This window comes from Pseudoalteromonas sp. A601 (genome assembly GCF_002165575.1).
Classification (GTDB): domain Bacteria; phylum Pseudomonadota; class Gammaproteobacteria; order Enterobacterales; family Alteromonadaceae; genus Pseudoalteromonas.
On record NZ_MXQF01000037.1, the window covers coordinates 21031 to 45388 of the forward strand.

The 24358-nt window shown below is 40.8% G+C and carries 24 protein-coding genes; 19 read left to right on the plus strand and 5 right to left on the minus strand.

Annotation, left to right across the window (positions count from 1 at the left end; all coding sequences use genetic code 11):
• The first annotated feature begins 2 nt into the window (after positions 1-2).
• From B5G52_RS19220 to B5G52_RS19250, 7 genes are all read left to right on the plus strand, one after another.
• The gene (locus B5G52_RS19220) at positions 3-1256 is read left to right on the plus strand and encodes a DUF819 domain-containing protein (protein ID WP_087534245.1); all 1254 of its coding nucleotides are present in this window, start codon (positions 3-5) and stop codon (positions 1254-1256) included.
• A gap of 9 nt (positions 1257-1265) precedes the next feature.
• Positions 1266-2120, plus strand: a complete 855-nt coding sequence (gene kdsA / locus B5G52_RS19225) for a 3-deoxy-8-phosphooctulonate synthase (RefSeq protein ID WP_087534246.1) — start codon at positions 1266-1268, stop codon at positions 2118-2120.
• A 121-nt stretch (positions 2121-2241) separates the two neighbouring features.
• Positions 2242-3138 (plus strand): transcriptional regulator GcvA, encoded by an 897-nt coding sequence (locus B5G52_RS19230; protein ID WP_087534247.1) that lies wholly within the window; start codon positions 2242-2244, stop codon positions 3136-3138.
• Between the two features lies 1 nt (position 3139).
• Entirely contained in the window at positions 3140-3766 is a 627-nt protein-coding gene (locus B5G52_RS19235) for an alpha/beta family hydrolase (RefSeq protein ID WP_087534248.1), read from the plus strand.
• Positions 3767-3786: 20 nt separating this feature from the next.
• A complete protein-coding gene (locus B5G52_RS19240) occupies positions 3787-4155 on the plus strand; it encodes a DUF423 domain-containing protein (protein ID WP_176372589.1) in 369 nt (122 codons plus the stop codon).
• A 39-nt stretch (positions 4156-4194) separates the two neighbouring features.
• The gene (gene rlmM, locus B5G52_RS19245; protein WP_087534249.1) at positions 4195-5280 is read left to right on the plus strand and encodes a 23S rRNA (cytidine(2498)-2'-O)-methyltransferase RlmM; all 1086 of its coding nucleotides are present in this window, start codon (positions 4195-4197) and stop codon (positions 5278-5280) included.
• Positions 5281-5327: 47 nt separating this feature from the next.
• On the plus strand, positions 5328-5681 hold the full coding sequence (locus B5G52_RS19250; RefSeq protein ID WP_087534250.1) for a YkgJ family cysteine cluster protein: 354 nt from the start codon (positions 5328-5330) through the stop codon (positions 5679-5681).
• Between the two features lie 40 nt (positions 5682-5721).
• On the opposite strand, the gene cysZ is transcribed toward B5G52_RS19250, so the two are convergent.
• Entirely contained in the window at positions 5722-6447 is a 726-nt protein-coding gene (gene cysZ / locus B5G52_RS19255; RefSeq protein WP_087534251.1) for a sulfate transporter CysZ, read from the minus strand.
• A gap of 249 nt (positions 6448-6696) precedes the next feature.
• Between cysZ and B5G52_RS19260 the strand changes: the two genes are divergently transcribed.
• The 4 genes from B5G52_RS19260 to speB all read left to right on the plus strand — a co-directional run bounded on the left by B5G52_RS19260 (position 6697) and on the right by speB (position 10953).
• Entirely contained in the window at positions 6697-7317 is a 621-nt protein-coding gene (locus B5G52_RS19260) for a sulfotransferase (protein ID WP_176372590.1), read from the plus strand.
• A gap of 138 nt (positions 7318-7455) precedes the next feature.
• Entirely contained in the window at positions 7456-7917 is a 462-nt protein-coding gene (locus B5G52_RS19265) for a GNAT family N-acetyltransferase (RefSeq protein ID WP_087534252.1), read from the plus strand.
• A 197-nt stretch (positions 7918-8114) separates the two neighbouring features.
• Complete coding sequence (gene speA / locus B5G52_RS19270; RefSeq protein WP_087534253.1) at positions 8115-10028, plus strand: biosynthetic arginine decarboxylase; 1914 nt, start codon at positions 8115-8117, stop codon at positions 10026-10028.
• A gap of 1 nt (position 10029) precedes the next feature.
• Positions 10030-10953: an agmatinase gene (gene speB, locus B5G52_RS19275; protein WP_087534254.1), complete on the plus strand. Its 924-nt coding sequence runs from the start codon at positions 10030-10032 to the stop codon at positions 10951-10953.
• A 45-nt stretch (positions 10954-10998) separates the two neighbouring features.
• Here the strand turns inward: speB and B5G52_RS19280 are convergent, their stop codons facing one another.
• Genes B5G52_RS19280 through B5G52_RS19290 form a run of 3 tightly spaced genes read right to left on the minus strand, consistent with a single transcriptional unit; the run spans position 10999 to position 13423 of the window.
• A complete protein-coding gene (locus B5G52_RS19280; RefSeq protein WP_087534255.1) occupies positions 10999-11292 on the minus strand; it encodes a hypothetical protein in 294 nt (97 codons plus the stop codon).
• Positions 11289-12326 (minus strand): M48 family metallopeptidase, encoded by a 1038-nt coding sequence (locus B5G52_RS19285; RefSeq protein WP_087534256.1) that lies wholly within the window; start codon positions 12324-12326, stop codon positions 11289-11291. The genes B5G52_RS19280 and B5G52_RS19285 overlap by 4 nt, the downstream gene beginning before the upstream one ends.
• A complete protein-coding gene (locus tag B5G52_RS19290) occupies positions 12326-13423 on the minus strand; it encodes a YjgN family protein (protein ID WP_087534257.1) in 1098 nt (365 codons plus the stop codon). Before B5G52_RS19290 ends, B5G52_RS19285 begins: the two co-directional genes overlap by 1 nt.
• Positions 13424-13597: 174 nt before the next feature.
• On the opposite strand from B5G52_RS19290, the gene B5G52_RS19295 reads away from it, so the two are divergent.
• From B5G52_RS19295 to msrB, 8 genes are all read left to right on the plus strand, one after another.
• Positions 13598-14329: an RNA methyltransferase gene (locus B5G52_RS19295; RefSeq protein WP_087534258.1), complete on the plus strand. Its 732-nt coding sequence runs from the start codon at positions 13598-13600 to the stop codon at positions 14327-14329.
• Between the two features lie 67 nt (positions 14330-14396).
• Positions 14397-17792 carry a chromosome segregation SMC family protein gene (locus tag B5G52_RS19300; protein WP_087534259.1) on the plus strand — a complete coding sequence of 1132 codons (3396 nt, stop codon included), beginning with the start codon at positions 14397-14399 and terminating at the stop codon, positions 17790-17792.
• Positions 17793-17830: 38 nt separating this feature from the next.
• A complete protein-coding gene (gene zipA, locus B5G52_RS19305; protein WP_087534260.1) occupies positions 17831-18562 on the plus strand; it encodes a cell division protein ZipA in 732 nt (243 codons plus the stop codon).
• Between the two features lie 92 nt (positions 18563-18654).
• The gene (gene ligA / locus B5G52_RS19310; protein ID WP_087534261.1) at positions 18655-20676 is read left to right on the plus strand and encodes an NAD-dependent DNA ligase LigA; all 2022 of its coding nucleotides are present in this window, start codon (positions 18655-18657) and stop codon (positions 20674-20676) included.
• The gene (locus B5G52_RS19315; protein ID WP_087534262.1) at positions 20669-21013 is read left to right on the plus strand and encodes a DUF3392 family protein; all 345 of its coding nucleotides are present in this window, start codon (positions 20669-20671) and stop codon (positions 21011-21013) included. The genes ligA and B5G52_RS19315 overlap by 8 nt, the downstream gene beginning before the upstream one ends.
• Complete coding sequence (locus tag B5G52_RS19320) at positions 21013-21510, plus strand: DUF2919 domain-containing protein (RefSeq protein WP_087534263.1); 498 nt, start codon at positions 21013-21015, stop codon at positions 21508-21510. The genes B5G52_RS19315 and B5G52_RS19320 overlap by 1 nt, the downstream gene beginning before the upstream one ends.
• A 16-nt stretch (positions 21511-21526) precedes the next feature.
• Positions 21527-21967, plus strand: coding sequence for a hypothetical protein (locus B5G52_RS19325; RefSeq protein WP_087534264.1), 441 nt, complete (start codon positions 21527-21529; stop codon positions 21965-21967).
• A 25-nt stretch (positions 21968-21992) separates the two neighbouring features.
• On the plus strand, positions 21993-22433 hold the full coding sequence (gene msrB / locus B5G52_RS19330; RefSeq protein WP_087534265.1) for a peptide-methionine (R)-S-oxide reductase MsrB: 441 nt from the start codon (positions 21993-21995) through the stop codon (positions 22431-22433).
• Positions 22434-22595: 162 nt separating this feature from the next.
• On the opposite strand, the gene B5G52_RS19335 is transcribed toward msrB, so the two are convergent.
• Positions 22596-24233, minus strand: coding sequence for a tetratricopeptide repeat-containing response regulator (locus tag B5G52_RS19335; RefSeq protein ID WP_087534266.1), 1638 nt, complete (start codon positions 24231-24233; stop codon positions 22596-22598).
• Positions 24234-24358 lie beyond the last annotated feature (125 nt).

A 24358-nucleotide genomic window follows, 5' to 3' on the forward strand; every position in this document is an offset into this window, starting at 1 on the left:
ACATGGCTGACACCCATACTGCATTGATCACCAATGATGCTGTTGTATTTGGTTTACTCGCTGTAATTCTCGGCTTTATTTTTAAAACATCGCACAGCGAAAATAGTGCACTAAAAAAGTTTTACAAATATGTCCCTGCATTATTACTATGCTACTTTTTACCCTCGCTACTGAATACCTTTGGTATTGTTGATGGCCATTCTTCTAACGTGTATTACGTTGCATCGCGCTACTTATTACCAGCGTGCTTAATTTTACTGACAATCAGTATTGATTTAAAAGCAATTATAAATTTAGGTCCTAAAGCCCTTATCATGTTTTTAACAGGCACGGTGGGTATTGTTATCGGTGGGCCTTTAGCCATACTTGTAATGAGTGCAGTTTACCCTGATGCGGTAGGTGGTCACGGTCCTGATGCTGTTTGGCGCGGAATGACGACTATCGCAGGCAGTTGGATTGGCGGCGGTGCAAATCAAGCCTCGATGAAAGAAATGTTTGATGTTGGCGGCGATATATTCTCTGCTATGGTTACGGTGGATGTCATTGTGGCAAACTTATGGATGGCGGTATTATTATTAATGGCTGCTAACCATAAAGCGATTGACGCTAAAACGGGTGCTGATACCAGTGCAATTGAAGACTTAAAAAATCGTGTAGAGAAGTATCATGCAGAACATGCACGTATGCCTACACTTAACGATTATATGACGATTATTGCTATTGCATTTGGTATTACGGGACTTGCCCATTTTTGTGCTGACTTTTTAGGCCCTTTCTTTGGCGCTAACTTCCCGTGGGCACAAGAGTACAGCTTAAATAGTAAATTTTTCTGGTTAATTGTTATCTCAACAACCATAGGTATTAGTTTATCTTTTACTAAAGTACGCCATATTGAATCATTTGGTGCATCTAAAGTGGCGTCGAGCTTTTTATACATTTTAGTTGCCTCAATTGGTTTACACATGAATATTACAGCTATTCTTGAATCGCCTATGTATTTTGTTATCGGCTTAATTTGGATGTTAACTCATGCAAGCTTGATGCTGATTGTAGCTAAAATTATTAAAGCCCCCTTGTTTTATATGGCCGTGGGCTCACAAGCCAATGTTGGCGGAGCCGCATCAGCACCTGTGGTTGCATCGGCGTTTCACCCATCACTTGCGCCAGTGGGTGTATTATTAGCGGTAATGGGCTACGGGGTGGGCACTTATATGGCTTATATTTGTGGATTAATGATGCAAGCAGTTGCACCTTAAGGACTAACGATGAACAATCATTTAATTAAAATTAATGACATTGAACTTGCAAACGACAAACCGTTTGTATTGTTCGGTGGTATGAACGTATTAGAGTCGCGTGATTTAGCCATGCGCATTGCTGAGCACTATGTAGAAGTGACCAGAAAATTGAATATACCGTATGTATTTAAGGCGTCGTTTGATAAAGCAAACCGCTCGTCAATCAACTCTTATCGCGGTCCAGGTATGGAAGAAGGACTAAAGATTTTTGAGGAAATTAAAAAAACCTTTAACGTACCTTTAATCACCGATGTACATGAGCCGCATCAAGCCGCACCGGTAGCTGAAGTTGTTGACGTGATACAGTTGCCTGCATTTTTAGCTCGTCAAACTGACCTTGTTGTTGCAATGGCAAAAACAGGTGCTGTAATTAATGTGAAAAAACCACAGTTTTTAGCACCTCATGAAATGCGCCATATCATTACTAAGTTCAATGAGGCTGGCAATAATAATGTTGCACTATGTGAGCGAGGCTCTAGCTTTGGATATAACAACCTAGTTGTTGATATGCTTGGTATGGATGACATGAAGCCAATGGCTCCTGTTATCTTTGACGCAACGCACGCGTTACAGCGCCCAGGAGGGCGTGCTGATTCAGCAGATGGGCGTCGCGCACAAGCCGCTGAACTTGCACGCAGCGGCATGGCATTAGGGCTAGCTGGGTTATTTATTGAAGCTCACCCTAATCCTAATGAAGCAAAATGCGATGGACCTTGTGCCCTTGCACTGAGTAAACTAGAAGGCTACTTGAGCCAAATGAAAGCAGTTGATGATTTAATTAAAAGCTTTGCACCACTGGATACCAGTGCCAGCGATTTATAATTACAAGATTTGATAAACAAAGCGGCTTATAAAGTCGCTTTTTTTATGTCTCGAATATACACATCCTTGGCATGGGTATATAATCTACTCATAAGAAAAACTAATTCTAAGAGTGGTTAATATGTCTCGTCGCGTCCCGCCATTGAATGCCCTAAAAGCATTTGAAGCAGCTGCTCGTCATTTGAGTTTCACCAAAGCAGCTGAAGAGCTTTATGTCACTCAGGCAGCAGTGAGCCATCAAATTAAAACACTTGAAGAACACCTTGGTTTAAAGCTGTTTTTGCGTAAAAACCGCTCGTTATTATTGACCGAGGAAGGACAGGGTTACTTTTTAGATATAAAAGAAATCTTTACCCAGTTAATCGATGCGACAGAAAAACTGCTAGCGCGAGGTGCGAAAGGCTCCCTAACGGTAAGCCTAACCCCGAGTTTTGCAATTCAGTGGTTAGTACCAAGACTTAGTTTATTTAATGAGTTACACCCTGAGATTGATGTACGAATAAAGGCGCAAGATCAAGACGAAAATTCGCTCTCTGATGATGTTGATGTGGCTATTTATTATGGCCGTGGTCATTGGAGTGGGGTGCAAACACATAAACTACACACCGAATACCTGGTGCCCTTATGTAGTCCTATGTTGCTAACAGGGCCTAAACCTCTTGATCAACCAAGCGATTTAGCTAATCACACATTGTTGCATGATACTACGCGAAAAAACTGGAAGACCTGGATGAAAACCGCCGGTGTACGTAATGTACAAGTGAACCAAGGGCCTATCTTTAGTCACTCTTCTATGGTGCTCCAAGCTGCGGTGCATGGTCAAGGCGTTGCAATTGGTAACAGTGTTTTAGCAAAACCAGATATTGACGCAGGACGTTTGGTGATCCCCTTTAGCCATAGCCTAGAAAGTAAAAATGCCTACTACTTGGTGAATCGTGAATCACAATCAGAGCTGGGTAAAATAGTCTCCTTTAAAGAGTGGATGCTTGATTTAGTCGAGCAAGAACAAGAGTTTTAACATGACAATACAATGGATAAAAGCAAAACAGCCTGCCCACGCACAGTTTATTTTTGCCCATGGTGCAGGTGCAGGCAGTGACTCTGAATTTATGCAACAAATGGCAGATTTGCTAGCCGAACAGGGTATTAATGTAGGGCTCTTTGATTTTGAATATATGCAAATCGCCAAACAAACGAATAAGCGCAGACCGCCTGAGCGAGCTCCCAAATTACTTGCTTATTTTGCCCAAGTAATTGAACAAACAGAGCCAACATTGCCATTATTTATTGGTGGTAAGTCAATGGGGGGAAGAATGGCCTCTATGCTGGCGTGTGAAACAAATAAAAAAATTAACGGTGTGTTGGCTTTCGGCTATCCATTTCATCCTCCGGGTAAGCCCGAGAAGTTGCGTATTGAGCATTTTGGCCAAATCCCCTGCCCGTTTTTGGTGCTCCAAGGTGAGCGAGATACATTTGGCACTCGTGAAGAGTTAAATGTGCTCACGCTCGATAAACGCCCTGAATTTGTCTGGTTAGCGGATGGCGATCATTCTTTAAAGCCCCGTAAAAAAAGTGGCACGACGCTTGAGGAAAATTTACAGCGAGCAGCAGAGCACGCAAATAAATTTATTAAGCAGCATTGTTAGTTGAATTAAAGGTAAAGCAGATGATTAAATTATTTTTAATGGCGGGTAGTGTGTTTTGTATGTTATCAGTTGTACTTGGCGCATTTGCCGCCCATGGTTTAAAAAGTCGGGTTTCTGAATATGCTATCGGCGTGTTTAAAACCGCTGCTGAGTATCAAATGGTCCATGGTCTTGCGCTTATTGCAGTTGCTATTTTGATAAAGTGGGGCTTAAATTTAACCGTCGCTGGCTGGTTTTTTATTGCGGGTATCTTACTATTTAGCGGGAGTTTATATTTACTCGCAATGACTGGGCAAAAGTGGCTTGGGCCAATTACCCCTTTAGGCGGACTGTGTTTTATTGTTGGCTGGTTGATTATTTTAGTGCAAGTTGCACGGTTTAAATTTTAATAAAGAATATCGCGCAGAATGCGCAATTTAAGGGTTTTTATGTCAAGCGTAGTGATTTATTGTCGTAGTGGGTTTGAAAATGATGCCGCAGCAGAAATAACTTTTCATGCTGCCGAGCAAGGTTTTGCCGGTTATGTGAAAGCCAAACCCAACACAGGTTATGTGGTTTATGAGTGCTTTGAAGCATCACACAGTGACGAGATCATAAAAAAAGTTGATTTTAAAAACATGGTGTTTGCGCGCCAATGGTTTGCAGGAACGTTACTTGAGAATATGCCCGTTGAAGACCGGGTTGGTGAAATTAAAACCGCAGCAGCAGATTTTCCGCTGTGTTCAGAGCTGCGTGTAGAAACCCCTGATACTAATGAAGGCAAAGAGCTATTAACGTTCTGCAAAAAAATATCTACACCGCTCAAAAAAGCATTAGAAAAACAAAACACCGTGTTACGTGAGCCTAAAGCTAACCGTCCAGTTATGCACGTTATGTTCTTAACTAATAACACCGCTTATGTGGGTCATTCGTATAGCTACAATAATTCACCATTCTTTATGGGCATTTTGCGCTTGCGTATGCCAAGTGATGCACCGAGTCGCTCAACGTTAAAGCTTGATGAAGCATTTAATGTATTTATACCGCCTAATGAAGTTGAGTCACGGGTACAAGCAGGCATGCGCGGCGTAGATTTGGGCGCATGCCCAGGCGGTTGGACATATCAATTAGTACGCCGTGGCATGTTTGTCAGCGCGATTGATAACGGTCCAATGAATGATGATTTAATGGAAACAGGCCAAGTTAAACATTTTCGTGTTGATGGTTTTAAATACCGCCCAGAAAAGCGCAACATTCAATGGCTCGTGTGTGACATGGTAGAAAAGCCAACAAAAGTAACAAACTTGATGATTGATTGGGCTGTGAATGCGTATGCTAAAGAGCTTATTTTTAACTTAAAACTCCCCATGAAAAAACGCTTTGACAGTGTTTACGAGTGTTTAACCATGATAAGGGAGGAGCTTGATAAATATGGTATTAACTATGAGCTACAAGCTAAGCATTTATATCATGACAGAGAAGAGATCACAGTACACCTGAACGTGACAAAAGTGCCGCAAAGCCTATATAGCTAATTAATTTTAGTGCGGCATGAATACTGGCTAAATAAAGGTAAAAATTGATGTATAAAAACCAAAAAGTTATTTTGCGCTTGCGCGCTAATATACCACAGTTTGAATGTGTTGAAGGCTGCCATGACTGCTGTGGGCCCGTGACAACTTCATCTGAAGAAATGTCTCGATTACCAGTAAAAACAGATGCAGAGCATGAAGCGGCGTTAAATGAATTTAATTGTGTACATCTTGGCCCAAAAGGCTGCACTGTCTATGATGAGCGCCCATTGATTTGCCGCTTATTTGGTACCACTCCCAGAATGCCTTGCCCGAATGACCGTAAGCCAGAAAAGCCTGTAGACATAAAAATAGAACGTGAAGTACACCACTTTATTGCTAATACACGCCAAGTTTTGGTGTAAAAACGGAGGGGGACTTTAATGTCCCCTGTGAGTCATGCTATTAGCGGTATTTAGGACGGTATTGGTCTACCCATAAACGTGTTGCCCCGCAAACAGCCACAGGCATCACAATTAAATTAACGATTGGAATTGCAGTAAGCAGCATAACAGCTAAACCAAAACCATATGATAAGCCCTGCTTTTGTTTTAAATCTTGTTTCATCTGTTTAAAACAAATTTTGTGGTTATCAAATGCATAGTCTTTATATTGCACCGCATACATCCAGCATGTAAACAACACCCATAGTACTTGGCCGATCACAGGCAATACCCATAATAAAATAAAGAAACCAATCGCGCGGGGTAGGTAATAACACAGCTTGGTCCACTCGCGGCCTAACATGCGGGGGACATCTTTGATTAAATCAGTGAAGCCGTCATCGTTAATTTTTTGACCCGTTAAATAAAGCTCTACTTTTTCACTGAGTAAGCCATTAAAGGGCGCGGCGATAAAGTTAGTGATTACGCTAAACAGCATACTGTAACTAAATAGAATGACTAATATAGCAATAGGCCACATTAACCACTCAAGCCAGCTTAACCAGCTAGGCAGCATATTATTTAAATAAGTAAACCCTTCAGTTAGCCAGCCGTATAAAAAAAACAGTGAGCTACCAAATAGCGCAATATTGATTAATAAAGGAATAAATACAAAACGCTTGAGACCTTTTTGAGTGATCAACTTAAAACCGGAAAAAAAATACTCCATACCTTGAGTAAACTGCACGTTAAATACCTCGGATCATTTTTATCATTAAGCGCAGTATAAATTGCTCAGTTTTATTGAACAGCGTTTTTAAGTAACAAAGTGTTTTTTCTTTAGAAATTCAGGAGAAGAAGTGGGTTTTAATGACCTGGAATTTTAAAAATACTTAAAATCGCTATATTGGGTTTAAATATGTGCAAATATTAGTGTTTAGTAGGTTTATCTCGAGGATCCCGATATACTAATGGCCCATCATTTTGAGCAATGAGCATGTCTAAAATCTTTATTATTGGTTTACCACGAACCGGTACAACCAGTATTAGCGTCGCTTTATTAGAGTTGGGTTTAAAAGTAGCGCATACCGCTTTTACTAAAAAAGCGTTTGAAGTGGCAGATGCAATATCAGATGCTCCTTGTTTTAGTGATTATATGCATTTAGATAAATTATTCCCAAACTCAAAATTTGTGTATTTAAGCCGTGATTTAGAAAAGTGGCTTCCGTCAATCACCATGTTACTTGAAAAAATGGCACCGCATTTAGAGTTAACTAATGGGCATTTTAGCCCAGTCCTCAAGCGAAGCTTTCATATGACCTTTCCAGATATTCATCCGTTATGTACAGCAACCCTGACTCGCTATTTTCTTGGGCATCAACAAGAGGTATTCGAATATTTTAAAGACCGAGATGACTTTTTAACAATTGATGTTAGCGAGCCTGGAAGCCTTTTAACATTAAAACAATTTTTAGGTTTGCCCATACACGGGAAGGCTAACTTTTCGAAATTGAATGTTGGCCGTAATGTCGCCAACTGGCGTGAGTATAAACACCCAAATAAAGTGAATGCTAACTTAGCAGGTATAGAGCATCGAAAGTTTTTTGATTATGCCTGAACATTATACGACCATATTAAGGTAATATTTTTAGGTTATAAGTTTAAAGTAGTAAAAAACAGGCCGAACAAGGTTGTTCATTTGTTACAATTCGGTATAGTTTGACAACAAATTTTTAATATAAAATTGAGATGTTCTATGCAGTTAGTCGATTTAAACCCCAATGACCAGGATGTGATTAATGTTTTTACCGATATCGACCGACTTATTTGCTCCTTGTACCCAGTTGCGACTGCGCAGTCTCTTACCTTAGATGAATTAAGCTTAGATAATGTGTATGCAATAGGCTTAAAAAACGAGGATGGCATTGTTGCCTGCGGTGCTATTGTTATGCAATTTGACACTCCTCCTTATGGCGAAATACGCCGCTTATATGTAAAACCTAGCTATCGTGGTAAAGGTTTGTCTCGTCGTATTATGCAAATTCTGTTGCACCATGCAGGGGAAGAGCAAATTCCTTTAATTCGTTTGGAAACAGGCCCAAAACAAAAAAAATCAATTAGCTTATATGAAAACTTAGGGTTTAAATCTTGCGGACCATTTGGCAATTACAGTGAAAACCCTCAAAGTTTATTTATGGAACTTGGCCTAAATCAGTAGATTTTTTATGGTTTTATTATGGTGCTTATACTTTATTAAGCACCAAACACTCTCCTAATCCTCCCAGTGAATCCAAGATGTTAAATATCACTCGTTACGAGTAAAAATACTTGTTGGACACAATAGTCTTTTTTTCTTTTAATGCGCGCAATTCGCCGACAATGATGTCGGCACCATTAAATAAGAGAGAAAGATAAATGAAAGATACAACATCACTTGAACAAGCTCGCACGAGTTACAATGTTCGTCATTGGAGCCAAGGTTTTTTTGGTATTAATGATCAAGGTGATGTGTATGTTGCGCCGAGGGCAGATGCCCCAGAGCAAACCATTGCATTAATTGATATTGCCAAACAACTTGAAGATAAAGGATTGAGTTTGCCTGCTTTGGTGCGTTTTCCGCAGATATTGCATCATCGCGTTCATAGCTTATGTGCAGCATTTAATACTGCAATAGAAGGCTACGGTTACCCGAAAGATTACTTACTGGTTTACCCAATAAAAGTAAATCAACAGCGTGAAGTGGTTGAAGAGATAGTCGCAAGCCAAGCAAATATTGAAAAGAAACAACTAGGCCTTGAAGCGGGTAGTAAGCCTGAGCTATTAACGGTACTAGCATTGGCAGAAAAAACCAGCGCTGTGATTGTATGTAATGGCTACAAAGATAAAGAGTACGTGCGCCTTGCATTGATTGGCGAAAAGCTCGGTCACAAAGTGTATATCGTGCTAGAAAAGCTCTCAGAGCTGGACATGGTACTCAGCCAAGCTAAAGAGCTTAATGTAAAACCACGCATTGGTATTCGTGTGCGTCTAGCGTCGCAAGGTAAAGGCAAATGGCAAGCCAGTGGCGGCGAAAAATCAAAGTTTGGTTTATCGGCATCACAAGTATTGCATGTGGTAAATAAATTAAAAGAATCTGACCAACTTGATTTAGTGCAGTTAGTACATTTTCACCTAGGCTCGCAAATGGCCAATATTCGTGATGTTCGTTTAGGCGTGAGTGAAGCGGCGCGTTTTTATTGTGAACTGCGAAAATTAGGCGCACAAATTGACTGCCTAGATGTTGGCGGTGGCTTGGCGGTTGATTATGACGGCACACGGAGCCAATCACATAACTCAATGAATTACAGCTTAGGTGAGTATGCCAATAATATCGTGTATACCATTGGCGATATTTGTAAGCAGTATGAGCAGCCATTTCCGACAATTATCTCGGAGTCGGGGCGTGCACTCACCGCGCACCATGCGGTACTTATTTCAAATGTAATTGGCACCGAAAGCTATGTGCCAGAGGACATTCAAGCACCGGATGATGACGCACCGTTATTACTGAAAAATATGTGGCAATCGTGGCTGCAATTACATGTGTTGACTGATGACCGTGCATTAATTGAGATTTATCACGATAGCCAAGGTGATTTAGCTGAGGCGCATAACCAATTTGCAATGGGGTTATTAGATTTAACTCAGCGTGCGTGGGCTGAGCAAATTAACTTACGTGTATGTTATGAACTTAACAAGCATATGGATAATAAAAACCGTTTTCACCGGCCCATTATTGATGAGCTTAATGCACGATTAGCAGATAAGTTTTTTGTTAATTTTTCATTGTTTCAGTCGCTACCTGATGCGTGGGGAATTGATCAAGTATTTCCGGTATTACCATTAAGTGGTTTGACTGAAGCACCGAAAAAGCGCGCGGTGTTGCTTGATATAACTTGTGATTCTGACGGCGCACTTGATCACTATGTTGATGGTCAAGGCATTGAAAGCACGCTACCGGTGCCGGAGTTTAGTGCTGAAAAACCGTACTTAATGGGCTTCTTTTTGGTAGGGGCCTACCAAGAAATTTTAGGTGATATGCATAACTTATTTGGTGATACCCACAGTGCGATGATCACGATGAATGAGCAAGGCGATGCCCGTATTGTAGAAATTAACCAAGGTGACACTGTGGCAGACATGATGCGTTATGTTCACTTGGATGTTGAAGGCTTTCAGTCTTCTTATGCGCAGCTGGTGGCCGGTAAATTACCTGCAAGCGAGCAGCAAAGTGTGCTTGCTGAATTAAAAGCAGGTTTAGACGGTTATACTTATTTAGAAGAGCTTTAATATGACGACCTTGTTTGATCATACCGATCACTCACTGTACTCCAATGGCATGACGTTTTTACGCCAGCCCATGGTGCAAAATATCACCGACATTAATGCAGATCTGGTGGTGCTTGGTTTACCGTTTGACTTGGCGACGTCGGGTCGCCCTGGTGCACGTTTAGGGCCTGATGCAATTCGTCGTGCATCGGTGCATTTAGCGTGGGAAGAAACAAAATACCCGTGGACGTTTCCTTTGTTTGAGCGTTTAAAATTAGTCGATGCTGGGGATTTTACCTACCCAGTTGGCGACCCTGAGTATTTTACCGCCCAGCTTGAATTAGCCGCGGAGCAAATTTTACGTCAGGGTAAAACATTGCTTGGCCTTGGGGGGGATCACTTTGTTACTTTGCCTTTACTTCGCGCCCACGCTAAACGCTTTGGCAAAATGGCTTTAGTGCATTTTGATGCGCATACAGATACTTATAGTAATGGCTCGCATTATGATCACGGTACTATGTTTTATCATGCCCCAATGGAGGGGCTGATAGAGGTAGAGCACAGTATTCAAATTGGTATTCGTACTGATTTTGATCAAAGCAAGCATGAATTTGCTGTCATTGATGCGATGGCTGCGAATGACTTATCGGCGCAAACCATTGCTGAGCAAATTTTAGCGCGGGTGGGGGAATTACCTGTGTATGTTACCTTTGATATTGATTGTTTAGATCCCGCATTTGCACCAGGAACTGGCACACCTGTTTGTGGCGGGCTAAGCAGTGATAAAGTGCTGAAAATATTACGCGCACTCAAAGGCATAAATATGGTGGGAATGGATGTTGTAGAAGTGTCGCCGTCGTACGATCAAAGTGAACTCACCGCCATTGCAGCAGCGACCATTGCTAATGAATTACTGCATTTATGGACGTTAAAACATAAGTACTGATTGAGCACTTTAATAAAAGCGCCATGTAGGCGCTTTTTACATAATTTACTTGAACTTCATATTATGTTTTTTTGCATAAGCCAAACATACAGGAACTTCGATGAGGACATAGGTTAAAAACGTGAACCAAAACCAATTAACCTTAAAGATTAACCAGCTAAACTCAATGCCAGAATCATAATAAAGACTCCCCGCAACGATTAATGTAATGGTTGTCGCGAACAAGTCTTGGCTTGATACTTTTACAAAGTCATTGCCAGCAAAGCGCGGGTAAATAACCCCATAACCTAGTGCGATTACGGTAATAACCAAGGTGATTAATGTTAACTCAGGTGTCATTGTGGTGTGTACTGCCTCGCAAAATCAATGCGTTCTTGAGAACTAGGATGTGTAGATAAATATTTAAGCCAAGACTTATCAAGTTGTGTTTGCTCATCTAATTTTTTTTGCAGTGCCTGTATGGCATCGGCAAAATCATGGTTAGAGTAACCTAAAGTAATTAGTTTCTCGATAGCGTATTTATCGGCCTCTCGTTCCATATCTCGTGAAAATGCTTGCTGCAAAAAAGAAGAGCTGGACCCAAGTACGACTTCAGTGATCCCTTCTAAGTCACCAAAAATAATCGCTAACACTATGGTGCTGGCAGTTGCTTGCGCCGCTAATCGAATGCCATGGTGGTACTCAACATGGCCTATTTCATGAAGTAAAATTGCCCGCAATGCATCCGGTTTATCTTTGAGAAAAATGACTAACTCATCGGTAACAATCACTCGGCCATGGGGTAACGCGAACGCATTAGCAGAAAAATAATCTGATTGGTAAAAAGATAATCTATACCTAGCACTATCTAAATGTAGTTTATCGAGCATTTGCAGCCATGTCAGTTGTATATCATTTTGAGTTTCATCAGGTAATTGAGTCGGTGCTAATGCTACTTTTTCAATCACGTTGAGGGTTTGCTCGCCCATTGCCTCTATGGTAGCTGGAGAAGCTAAACCAACACTGTACACAGCGATAGCGGGGATCCCGCGATATAAAATAAACCATAGTAATAAAGGTATTAAAATGATTGAGGCAACTATGAGTGGCTTAGATTTTTCGAGGCGTTCACTCATACCCGTTTTTTTATGCGTAAATGCCCAGCGATGGTTAATATCGTCAGGAACAAAGCGGCCGCCTTCAGCAAAGCTTAATTCTGAAGCAACACCACGAAGCGGGCTATCTATTTGGCAGTCAGTAATAAATGTAGATAAAAGCGCATTTTGCTGCGTATCAATAAGCTGTATTTGGCTCTTATTGATTGTTGCAAAGCAGTGTTGGTGTTGGCTGCTATTAGGGTAGTAATAGCAGCCTTTAATATGATGTTTACTCATCAAGTAAGCGATATATCAATATCAAACACATTTGCCGCTTCTTCAGCAAACGATGATTGTTGCTCTTCTGCGGTATCAATAATATCAAGTGCGCCTGCGTAAATCGTTACTTCAGTGGCCGCAGCAAGTAATCGTGCTCTGCGTATTTTTGCCCAAGGATAAGCTAGCCCTAAGGTAAAAATAATAGCCAGTGCATTGGTAAACAACACTAGTGCGTAATCAGCTGGTTTTAAGTCAGATTTAAAGCTAGCAACGTCTTCAAATTCACTGCTATTAAAAATATGGTTACGAATTATCGACACATACACGCCGCGTAAAATTGTTAGAAAAGCCACATAAAGTGCCACAATCATCAGAGGGAAGATTAATGTAGAGATATTAAAATTATCAACATCAAAGCTGGTTAAACTCATAGCTGCACCGACTGAACCTGCAAAAATGCCAAATATAACTAAGCCGCCAATCGCAACACCAATGGTGATTAATGCCGCCATGTAATAGGTGGCGCCTTCAAGGTTGACATTAATCGGTTTATTACCGTAACTGATGTTTTCATGTAAATATTGGTCAATACGTTTGAGTGCATAAGGCAGTAATAAGTATAACGTGAATACACTTGCTATAGGTAGTAGAACAAAATTAATTAATGCATCACCGTAATTTCCTGAAAACGCAAAGCGTACATTACGATGACGGGTCATACGCATATTAAAGCGCAGTCCTTGATTGATGATCCATGGCATTGAAAATAAAAAGCCAAGGGCGAATAACAGACCAATAACAGGTAAAAATTGTACAACTAGGCTATAAATAATAAATACAACGATTGCTAAAATACGACCTTTTAAAATTTGCATGGGCGTTGCTAAGTAATCAAAGCTGTGGCCGTCTATTTTCGTATTGCTATAAAAATAACGATAAGTACGTACTTTAGCCCAAGCAGAATAAATACCAAGGGTTAGAATACTGAGTAAAATATTTACCGACCAAATACCAAAAAACTCGCTGGCTTGGCCACCAAATTGTACTCGCCCTTGAAATATAATTCGGTTTGATTCGTTTGCGGTTGATTCGTTTTGAACAGTGGTGGGTTCCATTATTATTCCAATTCCTTATGTTAGGTCCAAAAACTTACTAAAAAATTACGTTTTAATCAATCACAATTAACAGTACTCATTGATTATCTTTAGTTTATAGCGAAGTATGAGTTATCAGTTTTAGAATTATTGGTTAGATCTGCTATACTCACGGCGTCATTTTATGAGGCTGTTATGATTTCAAAAAACCAACTCAAGTTAATTCGTGCATTAGGTCAAAAAAAGTACCGAAAGCAGTATAATCAATACCTTGTACAGGGTGAGAAAAATGTACTTGAGTTATTAGCAAGTGATTTAGCGGTTGTAGATGTATTTGCCACACCTGCATTTATTAGTCAGTATCAGACTCAGTTTAATAAAATCACTCTGATTGAGGCTGATGAAGAGAGCTTAACAAAAGCCAGTACTTTAGTTTCCAACAATGCGGCAATTGCAGTTGTAGCAATGCCAACAGTAGAACTACCCAACACAGAAGGGTTAATTTTAGCCCTCGATGGGGTTTCAGATCCCGGAAATTTAGGCACCATTATTCGTGTTGCCGATTGGTATGGTATAAAGCACATAGTGACAAGTATTGATAGTGCAGACCCATACAATCCAAAAACAATCAGTGCCACAATGGGGTCATTCGTGCGCGTTGCAGTTAGCCAAGTTGAGTTACCTGCTTATTTATCTGCATTAAACTTACCAATCTATGGTGCATTTTTAGAAGGTGAGAATTTACACAAAGCAGAATTATCGCAATCAGGTGTGTTACTTATGGGTAGTGAGTCACACGGCATTCGCAGTGAATGCGCAGCGTTAGTAAGCAATAAAATTACGATTCCGGCATTTGGTGCTGCGGAGTCATTAAATGTTGCTATGGCTACAGGTATTATTTTAGATAACTTTAAACGCCAAGCTTAACCTTTTGTCTCAAAATAGGTTAGATTAGTACTTAGTAAATAATAATAACAATCGGTAAACCAAATAGATGCGTTTGAGCACCATAAAATTAGCGGGCTTTAAATCCTTTGTAGAGCCCACTAAAATTCCGTTCCCTGATCAAATGACGTGTGTCGTTGGCCCTAACGGCTGTGGCAAATCAAATGTCATTGATGCGGTGCGTTGGGTATTAGGTGAAAGCTCGGCTAAAAATTTGCGTGGCGATGCCATGACTGATGTTATTTTTAATGGCTCAACTAATCGAAAACCTGTCTCCCAAGCTTCTGTCGAACTGATTTTTGATAATACTCAAGGCCAGCTTCCTAATACTTTTGCCGATCGTAACCAAGTTGCTATAAAGCGTTTAGTAACGCGTGATGGCCAATCATTGTATTTTTTAAATGGCAGTAAGTGTCGAAAACGTGATATTACCGACATATTTTTAGGCACTGGGCTTGGCCCACGTAGCTACGCAATTATTGAGCAGGGGATGATCTCACGCTTAATTGAGAGTAAACCTGCTGATTTACGAATATTTCTTGAAGAAGCCGCAGGTGTTTCAAAGTACAAAGAGCGTCGTCGAGAAACGCAAACTCGGATCAAGAGCACGCGAGAGAATTTAGAACGTTTACTTGATGTTCGCCAAGAGTTGCAAACACAAGTTGATAAATTGGCTGTGCAATCAATTAATGCGAAAAAGTATCGCGAGCTAAAGAGCCAAGAGCGTGCACTTAAGGGACAAATTGCGGTTTTAAAATGGCAAAAACTGCATCAGCAACAAGTTGATAAAAATCAACAGATCGCTAAATTAAATGAACAAATTGATTTTTTTAAGCAAGCGAACTCAGGCCATGATGATGTACTGGCGAGCTTAGAAGTTAAAGTAGAACAACAGCAGCAACATCTCAGTGATGCGCAACATGCACAACATAATACGCATACTCAGCTAACCCGAATTGAACAACAGCAAATTAGCTTAAAACAACAACATCAAACCCTGAGCCAAAATTTAATTAAACAACAAAGCCTGCAACTGCAAAACCAGGAACTGCAATTACAGCAGCAAGGGCATACCGATGAGCTCGCACAAGCACTACAGCATGCAATTGAACACACACTTATTTGTGATGAGCAAGTAGAGCAGATTGCACAGGAAGTTGAACAATCACAACAGCAAAAGCAACACGCTAATGAACAGTGGCAAGCACTGAAAGAACAGTGTCAAACGTTAGAAAATAACTATAATAAACAGTGCAATACACAAACACAGCAGCAGCAAAGTTTACAATACCTCGATACACAAATTGCTGATATTGAGCAACAGGGAAAAGATCTAGCAGACAACGCAATTGCCCAACAATTAGAGCAGCAGCAAGCGTTAATGCAGTCTCTAACCAAAGAGTTAGCGGCAAAGCAAAGTGCGTTAAACACCGTTAAGCAGGCGACACAAAGTGCGCATGAAAGATTAACAACAAGCCAAGCAGTACTGCAAAATGTGACACAAGAGGTTAATGAAAATAAAGCCCAAATTGCCGGTTTAACCAGTATGCTGGCAGATCAAACAAGTGAAAGTAACGCTAATTTATTAGCCCAACTTAGTGTGCAGTCTGGTTGTGAACAAATTGTAGAGCAAGCGCTTTTAGGATTAACGCACTTAACTGTAAGCTCGGATAGGGCTAACAATAGTGTTTGGCCAAGTACGTATAAAGCCAAAACTGACTCTGTTGCCGCGCTAATCGAGCATGGCGTCTACCCTGATTTATTAGAGCGAATTGCTGTTCAAGATAATTTTGATCAGGCTTTATTCAGTGATGAGTTTTGGCTTGCGGCTATCGATAGGGATGGCACAATCTATGGACGTAATTGGCAGCTAAGCAATCAAGGCGATGAAGAAAGTTCATTATTACTCAAACATAAGCAGCTAAAAGATGCAAAAGAGTGGGCAACCTCATTGCAGGAGCAACGACAAGCAAAGCATGCTGACGTCACAGAGAATGAAGTTAAACACCGCGAGTTATTAACTCAAGGAGATAATTTAAAAGAAGCGGTGCATCAACTTGCACAAAAAATAGCGTCAGCGAGTACCCGGCGCGATATGCTTAAAGAGCAATTAACACAGTGGCGCACTCAACAACAAAAGCTAACTGAAAAACGCCAGCAACTAACTGCTGAACAACAATCCGTAACGCAAGCTATTGCGCATCAACAACAGCTTATTGATAGTTTAGCGCAGCAAAAGCAGCAGTTAGCAGCGCAACTTACACACGCACAACAACATCAGCAAGCATGCGATAACGAATACACCCAACACAATGCGGTATTTGAGCAGTATAAAACTCAAGCTCATCAAGCGCATCTTGCTGAACAAAAAGCTCGTAGTGAATCCCAATTAAGTGAAACTAAACTTCAGCATGCACTTACTGCGTATGACAGTGCCAGTGAAGCTGTATCAGAGCTCAGCTGCCAAATTGAAGAGTTAGTGATTCCGCTTGAACAAAGCGCGGAACAAATTTTATTATTGCTTGAACAGCACCAGCAAGGCGAAGAAGAATTAAGTAAACTCAATGAGCAGTTAGCAGATGCTAAAGCGGCACTATTAGATAAACAAACAGTACTGAAGTCGTCGCAAAGTGAATTAACAATGTTGCAGGAGACACTGCAAACGCTGGCACTCGAAGAGCAAAGTTTGCTTGTAAAGGCACAAGCCGCATTAGAGCCATTAACTGAACTTGAGCAGAATTTAAAAACTGTATTAGAGCAATTACCTGAGTCAGCCAGCTTATCGGGGGTGCAAGCGCAACTAAACCGAGTTGTGCAGGAGGTAACGGGTTTAGGTGCGGTAAATTTAGCGGCAATCGATGAATATGAACAAGCTAAGCAGCGCAGCGAATATTTAGAACAACAATTAGATGATTTAACCAATGCACTCTCAAGCCTTGAAGGGGCAATTCACAAAATTGATAGAGAAACAAAAACGCGCTTTAAAGCAACGTTTGATCAAGTCAATCAAGACTTCGGTGAGTTATTCCCTAAAGTATTTGGTGGCGGTAGCGCATACCTTGAATTAACCAGTGATGATTTACTCGAAAGTGGTGTTAGTATAATGGCAAGGCCTCCGGGCAAGAAAAATTCAACAATTCACCTTTTAAGTGGTGGAGAAAAAGCGCTGACCGCATTATCATTAGTGTTTTCAATATTCAGGCTCAATCCAGCTCCTTTCTGTATGCTGGATGAAGTAGATGCACCACTTGATGATGCGAATGTTGGCAGGTTTTGCCGTTTAGTGGAAGAAATGTCACAATCGGTGCAATTTATCTACATTAGTCATAATAAAATTGCCATGGAAATGGCAGGGCGATTGACTGGTGTTACAATGGCTGAGCCAGGCGTATCACGCATGGTGGCAGTTGATATTGAACAAGCGGTGCAAATGGCACATGCATAATACAATTTTTGGCAAATCAAATAATAAAAGGTGAGGGGATGGCCGAGCAATTAAGATGGGTTTTAATCATTATCAGTGTAATTGTCATTGGTGGATTATTAATACATGGCCTATGGTCAGTTCGTAAAAAAGATGAGCCTGCGACAACCGCTGATGAGCGAGTTGAACCTACTGAACAAGCCCCTGTACAACAAACAGCGGCAGAGCCGATTCAAGAGCGTTCAGCTGAACGTGATGAGCCCCAGTTTGGTGATCTTAGTTTCTCTGCAGCAGATGAACAGCATGAGCCACAGCAGAGCGTTGAGCAAACGCCAGAAGAGCTTGAAGAGCCCAAAGCAGAAAGTGAATCTGCGGCTCCCGCAGCTGACTTTATTATTGTGCACATTCAAATGCCTGAAGGCATGGTGATGGAAGGCAGTAAATTATTACCAGCGGTTAATACGCTTGGTTTTAAATATTCAGAGGAAGGTTTCTTTAATCGTCATTTAGACCCAGCAGGTCTTGGCCCTGTACTATTTCGCTTAGTTAATATGTACAACCCAGGTACGTTTGATATTGATAATATGGAACAGTTTAGTACTGCAGGGATCAGCCTATTTATGACCTTACCATGTGATGGTGATGGTCTAGCTGCATTTAATATGCTTCATAGTGCTGCGAAAAAGCTTGCAGATGAGTTTGGTGCTACCATTTTAGACTCACAACGTGAAGAAATGACCGTTGATAGTGTACGTGAGTATGTAGAAAAAGTGAGAAGCTTCTGCGCGTGAGCAGTAACCAAACAAAGTTAATTAATTAAGAATTTTTTAAGCCACTAGGCGATAACTCGTTTAAGTGGCTTTTTTATGTTTTAGAGGCCTGTATGTCTACTCCAGTTTTAACGCAAATTAGCGCGCTTCGTCAGCAATTAGAAGATCATAATTACGATTATTATGTGCTCGATAACCCATCTATTCCAGATGCTGAATACGATCGCCTATTACGTGAATTAAGTGCGTTAGAAACGGCTAACCCAGAATATTTAACTGCCGACTCTCCAACGCAGAAAGTCGGTGGGGCTGCGCTTGCTAAATTTGAGCAAGTCGCCCATCAGGTGCCTATGCTATCGCTTGATAATGCCTTTAGCGAAGCTGAGTTTGCCGCGTTTAACCGCCGTGTAAAAGAGCGCTTAATGGATAAAAGTGAGCTTACTTTTTGTTGTGAGCCAAAGCTTGATGGCTTGGCGGTTTCTATTTTATACCGTGATGGTGTGCTCGTGCAGGCAGCAACCCGAGGAGATGGGCAAACGGGAGAAAACATCACCCAAAATGTGAAAACAATTCGTAACGTCCCGCTGAAATTACGAGGTGATGATTACCCGCGAGAAATCGAGATCCGTGGTGAAGTATTTATGGATAGCGCAGGTTTTGACAAACTTAATGCAGAGGCTGAAAAAAGGGGCGAAAAAGTATTTGTTAATCCCCGTAATGCCGCCGCAGGTAGTCTACGCCAACTCGATTCAAAAATAACGGCAAAGCGACCACTGATGTTTTATGCCTACAGTATTGGCGTTGTGACTGAAGGTGAGTTACCGAGCGACCATTATCAACAACTGGCTAAGCTGACTGATTGGGGGCTACCCTTATGTCCTGAGACCAAGCTGGTGGAAGGTGAAAAAGCTGCTCTGGATTATTATCAAGATATCTTAGAGCGTAGAAGCAGCTTAAAATATGAAATTGATGGCGTAGTTATTAAACTCAACAACAAAGCCATGCAAGAGCGTTTAGGCTTTGTTGCACGTGCACCACGCTGGGCGATCGCCTACAAGTTCCCTGCTCAAGAAGAGATCACCCAGTTACTCGATGTTGAATTTCAGGTTGGGCGCACAGGGGCTATTACGCCAGTTGCTAGATTAGAGCCTGTTTTTGTTGGTGGCGTAACTGTCTCAAACGCGACATTGCATAATGGAGATGAAATTGCCCGATTAGGCGTAAAAGTGGGTGATACAGTTATTATCCGTCGTGCTGGTGACGTGATCCCACAAATTACTCAAGTTGTGCTTGAACGTCGCCCTGATGATGCGAAAGACATCGTGTTTCCAATAACCTGTCCAATATGTGACTCTCACGTTGAAAAAATTGAAGGTGAAGCCGTTGCTCGTTGTACTGGTGGCTTGGTCTGTCAAGCGCAACGTAAACAAGCAATAAAGCACTTTGCCTCGCGTAAAGCCCTTGATGTTGATGGACTTGGCGATAAGATTGTTGACCAGCTGGTGGACCGAGAGCTTGTTAAAACACCTGCAGATTTATTTATTTTGAAACAAGGGCACTTTGAGTCACTTGAGCGAATGGGACCCAAATCAGCCAAAAACTTAGTGAATGCACTGTTAGATGCAAAGCAAACTACATTAGCTAAGTTTTTATATTCATTAGGTATTCGTGAAGTAGGTGAAGCCACTGCGCAAAATTTAGCAACGCATTTCTTAACTCTCGAGAAAGTAACTCAAGCAAGCATCGAAGCTTTGGTGGAAGTAAATGATGTAGGCGAAATAGTGGCAAAACACGTGAATAACTTTTTTGCTGAGCCACACAATACAGATGTGGTTAATGCGCTTATAGAGCAAGGTGTGCATTGGCCTGAGTTAACCCCCCCAAGTGAAGCTTCTCAGCCACTAGTAGGGCTAACTTATGTGTTGACTGGTACTCTTAATGAGCTTAACCGCAACGATGCTAAAGCACGACTACAAGCATTAGGTGCTAAAGTATCTGGGAGTGTCTCTGCAAAAACCGATGCACTTATTGCTGGTGAAAAGGCAGGCTCAAAACTGACTAAAGCACAAGATTTAGGCATAGATATTCTTACCGAGGATGATTTAATTGCACTGTTGGTAAAGCATAATGGATAGTGTTTTAGTTATGCTCTCAAGCCTTGCCATGAGCTTTGGTCAGTGGCTAAGGCCTCACTTGTATAATATAGCCTTGCTCTTAGTGGTGTGCCTTGTATCTTTGTATGCAAATGACATTATCAAAGTCACTAAACGTTTTGTTGCTCGTCGTCACTTTTTCATAAGGGTTGCTGTATTTGTGTTGGTGACTGGCTTTGGTTTTGGTCTACTAGTGGTTTTTGTCACTCCTTTGCTGAGTCAATTACTCATGCTGTTTGGTAGCCAGTGGTTAGGTATTATGGTGATATGTGCTTTTGCCATATTAGGTGTGATTGCAGATAAGAAGAACCAATTATAATGCGCTATTATGGTCCAGAGTACTGGGATAAATATGGTACATACCGTACGCCGATTGCATTTCACTTAAGCTTGCTTGTGCTTCTGCGTGCTTATTTTATTTGGGTAATCGCCGCGCTAAGTCGCCGTCCTGAATTAGATATTATGTCTTTAGTTTTTCGCTCAAAGCATGATTTTTTTAGTGCACTGGCAATCGGTGCCGTTGCCATTATCCCTGCGGTGGTGTTTTGTTTACGCAGGCCGCAAAAAAACGCTCAGAGTGCAGTACGGCTAGCCAAACTGTGGCGTTTTATGCGCTGGCCTTTACTTGGATGTGCGGTGCTTGATTTAACTTGGTTGATTATCCAAGCTGCGCATAGTTATTATCAATTTTCGATGTATTTAGCATTGCAAATGGTGGTGGTGTTATGGGTGCTATTATACTTAGCTAAAAGCCGATATTTAACTGTATTTTTTAATGATTGGCCTGAGCCTGAAAATAAAGCTCAATCAAAGTAAATATTAGGAGCTGTGCATGTACAAAATTAATAGACAACTTGCCTTGATAGTTGCTGTTATTGGTTGTGTATTATTTTTGCTTTGCATTTTCACTCCACTATTGGCGCAGCCATGGTTTGTGTTACTGCTTGCGCTTTGGGTCTTTGTATTTAGTTCATGTTGTTATCGTCTTACCTCCTTGTTTAGAGAACGTAATGGCTTAGATAAACTGATACAGAGGAATCAACATCAGTTAATACTTTTTACGCTTACCGGTTTTTTTGACCGTACTGCTGGCCCACATTGGCTTGCAATTGATAGCATCGACCATATTAAGTGTTATGAAGACTCTGTGTCTATTTTTGCTAATCGGGAGTGTGTATTCTCAACAAGCCTGCCAAGTAGCAAAGCGGACTTAGTTACTTATTTTAATTCTTTACTAACTGATCGAGAAAAACAATCAATGATAATTGACTAACAGTTCATTTTCTTAAGAGGTAGTTATGTTGACGTGGAATGATATTTTAGGCTTTGCAAGCAATGGTAATCCTGAGCCAAGTAGCAGGGTAATAAAAAACGATGAGCAGTGGCGCGCGCAATTAACAGATGAAGCTTATTATGTAACTCGTAATAAGGGCACTGAGCGGCCACACAGTTCAAATAGCTGCACCTTGTTCGAACCGGGTGAATATGCCTGTGTGTGTTGTGATAATGTGTTATTTGAAGGCGGAGAAAAGTTTGATAGTGGCACAGGTTGGCCATCATTTACTCAGCCCGCGCAAATAAATGCAATTGCCTACAACAGTGATATCAGTCATGGAATGCAACGCATAGAAGCTGTTTGTAACGTCTGCGATGCTCACTTAGGTCATGTTTTTCCTGATGGCCCAATGCCCAGCGGTTTGCGCTATTGCGTAAACGCGTTAGCACTAAAAAAATTATAACAAACCGTTACTGTTTAGTTACTTCTAAGCCAGCCATAACCGGAATTTTCATATCCATAATAATTAGATCCGGCTGACATTTTGCATGTGATTAGTGTTACTTTGAGACTTGGTATAGGTGATATCAGGGATTTCAATAGATTTCCCTGTATTGAGTAGTAACTAATTATTCGTTAATACTAAGCCCATAGTATTGGCTTGCTGTGTGATTTTATCAAATCTTTGTTGTTGCTCAGAGTCTAGATTTGTTTTTACAAGTAAAGCATAGCACTTTTTAGCCATTATCAAATTAAGACTTTGGCTATTGTTCTTTGTGCTATCGAATAAACATTGTAATAAGTTTAGTGCAATGCTTGCGTTGCGAGGCATTATTCTAAAGGCTTGGCTGAATGCCTCTAGAGCAGTATTTAGGTGGCCTCGGTTAAACTGAGTAACAGCATGATTATTGAGTTCTTTAGGGCCCATTATTATATCTCGGCGTTCACTTTGTTGCTGTTGAATATAACGAAGATAGACTGGATCACTCACATTCGGGTGGGTTTCACAATGACTGATTATTTTATTAAACAGTGTTTGTGCTTTATTTTGAAAGCCTAATTCGTGAAAGGCCTTTGCTTTATCAAGTGCGCCATCTATTGATCGTATATGAGTATCGTCATCAAGTTGCTCAATAAGCATTTTTGCTTTTTTATGCTCATCCTTTAGGTAGTGTAAGCGTGCATTAAGCACATCGATTTGAGCTTGGTTCTGGCTATTGGGAAACTGCCCTTTCAGATCATTTAAATATTTATTAGTTTGGCGTGTAATGCGTTGTATTTGATCACTTTGATCTGTCGTTAGGGCAAAGTCGATACCAGCGCGGGCCGCATTCAAGTAAACATCAGGGTGATCATGAATTGAATGTTTGGCAAATTGAGCGATATCTTTTTGGGTTGCATAATTTTTTTCGTAATCATGATTGAGCTGTGCAACATGGCCTAAGGCTTTCTGACGATTAAGGTTTCTTGGCGCTATTTCGGCCGCTTCGCTGAGGAACTCTTGAGCGATTTCAAACTGGTTTAGTTTTATTTCCAAAGAGCCAAGTAAATCAAGTGCAACTAGTCGAGTCTCTTGACGAATAAGCATTGCTTTTAGCATACGTTGCGCTAATATATGCTCATTATTCGCGATAAGCGCTTCGACTAAACCAACTTTTGCCCATGCAAATTTTTGTATATCAAGAACTGACTTAAAAAAGTTCTTAGCCTCTTCACTGCGTTTTAACCGCAGTAATACATCACCTTTTAAACGTAATAAAATAGCGCTATAAGCACTGGTCTTATGTTCAAGCGCGGTATTTATAAACTTGAGTGCTTTTGAATCATTCCCATCATCAATTAAATCATAAACCTTTTGCAAGTTAGTTTTACGTAATAAGATTTTTTCAATTCGTATTTTAAGTTCGTAAATAGTGAATGGTTTTACAAGGAAGTCATCAGGCTGCAGCTCAAGGACGCTATGTACTAAAGAGCCTGTGGTTTCTGCAGAGATAAAAATAAAGCCAGTGGAGTTTTTAATTAACTTTTTAACTCTTAGCTCTTCGTATAATTGGTAGCCATCCTGATGTTTACTCAAATTAAATGAACAAACGATCAAATCAAATTGCTCGGTTAAACATTGCTCTTTTGCTGAATTCGCATGATCAGCAAAGCGTAATTGCCGAAAGCCAAGCTTTTCGAGCGATTGCTTCATATAGCTTTGAGCAAGAGGTTGCTCTTCAACTATGAGTATTTTTGCGTTAGAAAAAATCTTTGCTGGCATTAAGCTTAAAACCACGTGAATGTATTGGTGACTATAATCAACAGTCTAGTAGCTTACAAGTGAATTTAAAATTTATTCGTTATTAGTGAGTTTTTTATTTCCTAGATTCGGATAATAAGTGCAAT